The sequence below is a fragment of the Sphingomonas sp. P4_D12 genome (genome assembly GCF_056401895.1).
Genome location: NZ_JBFUIL010000009.1, coordinates 164858 through 171636 on the forward strand (window position 1 = coordinate 164858; position 6779 = coordinate 171636).

Here is a 6779-nt window from a genome sequence, read left to right on the forward strand (position 1 = left end):
AGGGGGCGGGTCGAGCTATCGATCCGCCCTTCTTCGTTCAGGCGGCGATCGCCGGCGCCTTGCAATAACGATCGATGAAGGCGGCGTGATCGGGCATCCGTCCCGCGGCATCGGCAATCACTTCCTCGATATCCGCCAGGAACGACCTGCGGACCTCGGCCGGCATGATCGCCGCATGGGGATCGTGTCCCATCGCGAACCCCTGCCCCAGCAACACCTGGACCCAGCTTTCGACACGGAACAGTTCGGCCGCCGCGCGCTTGTAGAAGCGGCCCGACGACGCGAACAGCTCAAGCCGCTCGGTCAGGCTGTCCGGGACCGCCATGTGCTTGAGATAGCGCCAGTAAGGCGTTCCCTCGCGCTCGGTCACCTTGTAGTGCGCGACGATGAAGTCGACGTCGGTGAATTCGAAATCGTGCTGGCGGTTATATTCTGCAACATCGGCGGCGGCGAACCCGCGGTGCGGGAACAGGCCGAGCAGCTTGATGATCCCGGTCTGGATGAGGTGGATGCTGGTCGATTCGAGCGGCTCGAGAAACCCCGACGACAGGCCGATCGCGACGACATTCTTCTCCCACGCCTTGCGCCTTTTGCCCGGCCGAAACCGCACCGGCCGCGGATCGGCGAGCGGCTTGCCATCGAGATTGGCGAGCAGCACCGACGCCGCTTCATCGTCCGAGATGTGGTTGCTCGAATAGACGTGACCGTTGCCGGTGCGGTGCTGGAGCGGGATCCGCCACTGCCAGCCGTGATCGCGCGCGGTCACCCGAGTATAAGGCGTGAGCGGCGACACGCGCTCGCACGGCACCGCCAGTGCGCGGTCGTTGAGCAGCCAGTGGTTCCAGTCCTCATAGTCGATGCCGAGCGCCTGGCCGATCAACAGCGCGCGCATCCCCGAGCAATCGACGAACAGGTCGCCACCGACCGTTCGCCCGTCTTCCATCACGAGGTGGTCGACATAGCCGGTCTCGCCATCGAGCTTGACGTCGACGACCTTGCCCTCGATCCGCTCGACCCCCGCCGCTTCCGAGCGCACGCGCAGATAGCGCGCGAGCAGCGACGCATCGAACTGATAGGCGAAGTCCAGGCCGGCCAGTGGCGACGCCGGGTTGCGCGAATCCGGAAAGGCGAATTTGTTCGCCATCCCGGCCGTGCTATTGAGCGCGTAATCGTCGAAATGTCGCCCCTTGCCCGCTGCGCGCTCGAGCAACCACAATTGGTGCGTGTGCAGCCACATGAAGTCCTGGCCGATCCGCCCGAAGCCGTGGAAATAACGATCCTGGCCGTTCTTCCAGTCGACGAAATCGATCCCCAGCTTGAAGGTCGCCTGGGTCGCGCGGATCATCTCAACCTGATCGATCTCGGCGATGGTCATATAGTCGCGGATCGCCGGGATCGTCGCTTCGCCCACCCCGATGATGCCGATCTCGTCCGACTCGATCAGCCGGATCTCGTAGCTCTTGAACAGGTGCGAAAGCAGCCCGGCAGTCATCCACCCCGCAGTGCCGCCGCCGACAATGGTAATGGTCTTGAGCGGCGCGTTGGGCGCGGTCATGCGATGATCCCCTCGGACGGCGTTCGATCGACGAAGTGCGCGGCGCCTTGCCCGAACCTTAGACCAGCCACCCCGCCCCGGTAAACGGTTCCATCAGCGGCGGGTCTGCACCCTAACCCTCGCTGCGCATCGAATAGCGCAATTGGTCGAGCAGCGGCTTGACCAGGAACGACAGGATCGAGCGGTCGCCGGTCTCGACGAAGGTCTCGGCCGGCATGCCTGCCTTGAGCGCGATCTGCGGCGCCCTCGCCAGCGTGCCGGCGTCTAGCCGCACCTTGATCCGATAATAGCTCTGGCCGGTGCGCTGGTCGGAGGTCAGGTCGGGCGAGACGAAGATCAGCTTGCCGGAAATGTCCGGCGTGGTCTGACGGTTGAAGCCCGAAAAGGTGACTCGCGCGGCCTGACCGACGCGAACCTGGTCGACATCCTGCGGGCGAATCCGCGCCTCGACGATCATAGTGTCGCGATCGGGCACGATCTGGAGCAGCGGCTGCGCCGGCGGCACCGCGCTGCCGATCGTGGTATAGGCGATCTTGTCGACCACGCCCGATTGCGGCGCGCGGATTTCGCTGCGGTCGACCGTGTCGCTGGTGGTGGCGACACGCACCTGCTGGTCGTTGAGCTGGCCGACCACCTCGGCCAGCTGGGTGCCGGCGTCGCTGCGGATCTGCTTGTCGACGTTGAGGATCTGCTCGTTCGCCTCGGAAATATGCGCACGCGCCTCGGCGATGTTCGATTCGAGCGCCGCCTTGCTGCCCTTCATCTGGACCGCGGTGCGCTCCATCTCGTTGAGGCGGTTGATCGTCACCAGCTGGCGGTCGTGGAGTTTGCGCAGCCCGGCGAGCTCGGGCTCGATCAGGGTCATCTGGCTTTCGATCGCCGCGATCTGCGCCTGATAGCTGGCGATCTGCTCATCATATTGGCGCACGCGCTGATTGAGCAATGCGATCGATCCGTCGCGCTCGCGCCGGCGCAGCGCGAACAATTGCCGCTCGCGTGCCATCGCTTCGCTGGCACGCGCGTCGGCCTTGGCGGTGAGGTCGGGCGGGAACAGGATCGAGGAGGCGCCGTCACGTTCCGCTTCGAGCCGCGCGCGCCGCGCGAGCAATTGCTCAAGGCCCAACGCGGCGGACTCGGCGCCGACCGACGACACGCCCTGGTCGAGCCGCATCAGCAGCTGCCCCTTGGCGACATGATCGCCGTCGCGGACCATCAGCGCCTTGAGGATGCCGCCGGTCGGATGGATCAGCGTCTTCACGTTCGATTCGACCGCGACCTCGCCCGACCCGACCACCGCGCCGCCGACCTGGAGGATCGCCGACAGACCGAAAAAGCCGAGCACCAAAGCGGCGATCAGCACATAAGCGCGCCGCGTACGGAGACGCAGCCGCTCGGCACCGGGATCGGGCTCGGCATCGGGCCAGAAAGCGTGGAGGGGGACTTGCGCGGTCATTGCCCGGCCTTCTTGCTGACGACCAGTCCGCCGGGTCCCTTGCCGCCATTCCCGCCGCGCGCCACCGGATCGGACCGGGGTGCTTGCTGCGGTGGCGGCGCGAGCTTGGCCAACACCTCGTCGCGCGGACCGAAGGCTTGCGCGGTGCCGCCGCGCATCACCAGCAACAGATCGACCACGCTCAATATCTCGCGGCGATGCGCGACCAGCAGGACGATGCCGCCGCGCGCCTTCACCCCGGCGACCGCACGCGCCAGTGCCACCTCGCCATCGGGGTCGAGGTTCGAATTGGGTTCATCGAGCACGACCAGGAACGGGTCGCGATAGAGCGCGCGGGCAAGCGCGATCCGCTGACGCTGGCCGGCGGACAATTGCTGACCGTCCTCGCCGACCTGGAGGTCGTAGCCGCCCGGCAATTGCACGATCAGTTCGTGCACGCCCGCCGCCTTGGCCGCGGCGATCACCACGTCGGACGGCGCACCGACCTCGAACCGCGCGATATTCTCGGCGATCGTGCCGGCGAACAATTCGACCGATTGCGGGACATAGCCGATCGAGCGGCCGAGCGTCTCGCTATCCCATTGCTGGATCGCCGCGGCGTCGAGCCGGACCGCACCCTTGGCCGCTTTCCACACGCCGAGCACGCCGCGCACCAGCGACGACTTGCCCGACGCGCTGGGGCCGATGATCCCGACAACCTGCCCCGCCTGCGCCTGGAAACTGACCCCGGCGACGGTGGTCAGCTGGCTGCCCGGCGGGGTCAACGAGAGAGTGTCGACGATCAGCGACTTGGCGGGCGGCGGCAATTCGGTGCGCTCGCCGACCGGCGGCGGCACTTGCCCGAACAATTTGTCGAGCCGCGCCCAGGCCTGACGGGCACCGACGAAATGCTTCCAATTGGCGATCGCGGCATCGACCGGCGCCAGCGCGCGGCCCGACAGGATCGAGCTGGCGAAGATGATCCCCGCGGTCGCCTTGCCGTCGATCACCAGCATCGCACCAACGGTCAGCACGACCGATTGCAGCACCATCCGCGCCACCTTGCTGACCCCCGACAAGGTCGCGGTGGTGTCGGTCAAGGTCGCCTGCTGGTCGAGATACTCGTGATGGATCCGCCGCCATTGCAGCATCAACCGGTCGCGCATGCCGAGCGCGGTAATGATCTCGGCATGGCGCCATTGCCGATCGGCGAGCAACCGCCGCTTCGCCGCCGCTTGCGCGACCGCCGCGACATGGCGCCCGCTGACGCGCTCGGCGACCATGGTCAGCGCGGCCAGGCCCAGCATGCCGACCAGGGTCACCACGCCGAGCCAGTAATGCACCGCGGTCAGGATGATCAGGAACAGCAGGATCCAGGGCAGGTCGATCAGCGCCGGCGGCCCCGCGCTGGCGATGAACGCGCGCAATTGGTCGAGGTCGCGCACCGGGCTGACCTGTTCCTTGGCCTCGGGCCGTTCGAGCGCGATCCGTGCCTCGATCGCCTGGACGCGCCCCGACAGCGAGCGGTCGAGCGACGCGGCGACGTCCGCCAGCATTTTCGACCGCATCACGTCGAACACGCCGTAAAAGGCATAAGCGATCAGGATCATCGCGAAGACGCTGAACAAGGTCGGCAGGCTCTGCGCCGGCAACACGCGGTCATAGACCAGCATCAGGTACAGCGACCCGGTAATCGTCAGCAGGTTGATGAACGCACTGAGCGCGACGATCGCGCCGAACCCACCGCGCAGCTTGGCCAGCGCGGCGCGAATTTCGGATTCCTTATGGCCCCCGGGGCGCGCCATTGTACGCTTTCTACTGATCGACCTCGATCGATAGACGCATACTCGAATGAATCCAATGCGATCGTTACGCTGCCGCGGTCACAAGATGCAATTCCACCTCACGCAGTTGCACCGCAGCAACGTCCCGCGAGGCGATGGAGTTGGTTTGCGCCAACCCATCGCTACAGCGGGTTACCGCTCAGCCATGCAGGACCGAGATTGCGGCGATCCCACCATGCCAGGTGCCGTCGGTGCCGAGGTCGGCCATGAACGGCTGCATCTGCACCGCGGCGGCGCTGTTGCCGACCCCGATGAAGTCGCCTGAGTGGAGTTGCGCGGTAGTGACCCCGGTCAAGGTCAGCTGGTCGCCATTGCCGAGGTCGATCACCGCATTGCCGCCGACATCGTGGGTGGCGTTGATCACGTCCTGGTAGCTGGCAAAGCCGATAGCGGTGAGGTCGATCTTGTCGGTCCCTGCCACGAAGTCGCCGATCGTGTCCTGGCCGGTGCCGTGCGCGAACACGAACTTGTCGGCGCCACCGCCGCCGAACAGCGTGTCGTTGCCGCCATAGCCCATCAGCGTTTCGGCACCGCTGCCGCCGGTCAGGATGTTGGCGCCGTTATTGCCCTGGATCAGGTGCGACCAGGCATTGCCGGTCAGGTTGATCGCCGTCGTCGCATTGGCGTCCGATGCCGCCAGCCGCTCGACCTGGGCTGCCGCCGTCAGCGTGTAGCTGACCGTCGCCAGCACGGTATCGGCGGTGCCTTCATTGGCATTCTCGACGATCGCATCGCCGGCGTTGCGCACATAATAGACATCGTTGCCCGCCCCGCCCTGGAGCGCGTCGCCGCCACCCGCGCCATCGAGCACGTTGCTGCCGGCATTGCCGATCAGGATGTTGTGCTCGCCATTGCCGGTCGCGTTGATGTTCGCCGTGCCCGTCAGCTGAAGCGTCTCGATGTTGCTCATGCCCGCCAGCGAGTAGCTGACCGACGCCTGGACACTGTCATTGCCTTCGCCCACGAGCTCGACCACCTTGGCATGGGCATCGCCGATCACATAAATATCGTCGCCCGCGCCACCGTAGAGCATGTCGGTACCGCCGCCGCCGTTGAGCGTGTTCGCCGCCGAGTTGCCGCGGATTATGTTGTCGAGCGCATTGCCGGTGCCGTCGATCGCCGCATTGCCGGCCAGGGTCAGGTTCTCGACATTGGCGAGAGCCGCCAGCGAGTAAGTGATCGCCGTCTCGACCGTGTCGGTGCCTTCATTGGCATTCTCGACGATCACATCGCTCAGGCTGTCGACGACATAAGTGTCGTTGCCCACGCCGCCGTACAGCGTGTCGGTCCCCTGCCCGCCATCGAGCCGGTCGTCGCCGGCATAGCCATAGAGATTGTCATTGCCGCTGCCGCCGGTCAGCGTGTTCACCCCGGCATTGCCCTGGATCAGATGCGAGAACGCATTGCCGGTGAGATTAAGCGCGACGGTCGCATTGGCGTCCGATGCCGACAGCCGCTCGACCTGGGCTGCCGCCGTCAGCGTGTAGCTGACCGTCGCCAGCACGGTATCGGCGGTGCCTTCATTGGCATTCTCGACGATCACATCGCCGGCGTTGCGCACATAATAGACGTCATTGCCGGCACCACCCTGGAGCGTGTCGCCGCCGCCGCCGCCATCGAGCTGGTTGCTGCCGGCATTGCCGGTGATCACGTTCTGGCCGGCATTGCCATAGCCGTTGATGTTGGCGGTGCCGGTGAGCACCAGGGTCTCGACATTGGCGCCGAGCGTGTAGCTCAGCGACGACCGTACCGTGTCGGTGCCTTCATTGGCATTCTCGACGATCTGCACGCCGGCATTGTCGACGATGTAGGTGTCGTCGCCGCCACCGCCATAGAGCGTGTCGGCCCCGCCAGCACCGTTGAGCGTGTTCGCAGCGCTATTGCCGTGAATGACATTGGCGCCGGCATTGCCGGTGCCGTCGATCGCCAGACCGCCGGTCAGGGTCAG

At 65.9% G+C, this 6779-nt stretch carries 4 protein-coding genes; all 4 read right to left on the reverse strand.

Going from position 1 to position 6779, the window contains the following annotated elements; all coding sequences use genetic code 11:
* Positions 1-37 precede the first annotated feature (37 nt).
* Positions 38-1555, reverse strand: a complete 1518-nt coding sequence (locus tag AC1DSD_RS18035; RefSeq protein ID WP_478032024.1) for a tryptophan halogenase family protein — start codon at positions 1553-1555, stop codon at positions 38-40.
* A gap of 112 nt (positions 1556-1667) precedes the next feature.
* Positions 1668-3008, reverse strand: a complete 1341-nt coding sequence (locus AC1DSD_RS18040; RefSeq protein WP_478032026.1) for an HlyD family type I secretion periplasmic adaptor subunit — start codon at positions 3006-3008, stop codon at positions 1668-1670.
* Positions 3005-4792 carry a type I secretion system permease/ATPase gene (locus AC1DSD_RS18045; RefSeq protein WP_478032028.1) on the reverse strand — a complete coding sequence of 596 codons (1788 nt, stop codon included), beginning with the start codon at positions 4790-4792 and terminating at the stop codon, positions 3005-3007. The genes AC1DSD_RS18040 and AC1DSD_RS18045 overlap by 4 nt, the downstream gene beginning before the upstream one ends.
* Positions 4793-4970: 178 nt before the next feature.
* Positions 4971-6779 (reverse strand): beta strand repeat-containing protein (locus AC1DSD_RS18050; protein WP_478032030.1); only part of this gene is annotated, 1809 nt, incomplete at its 5' end.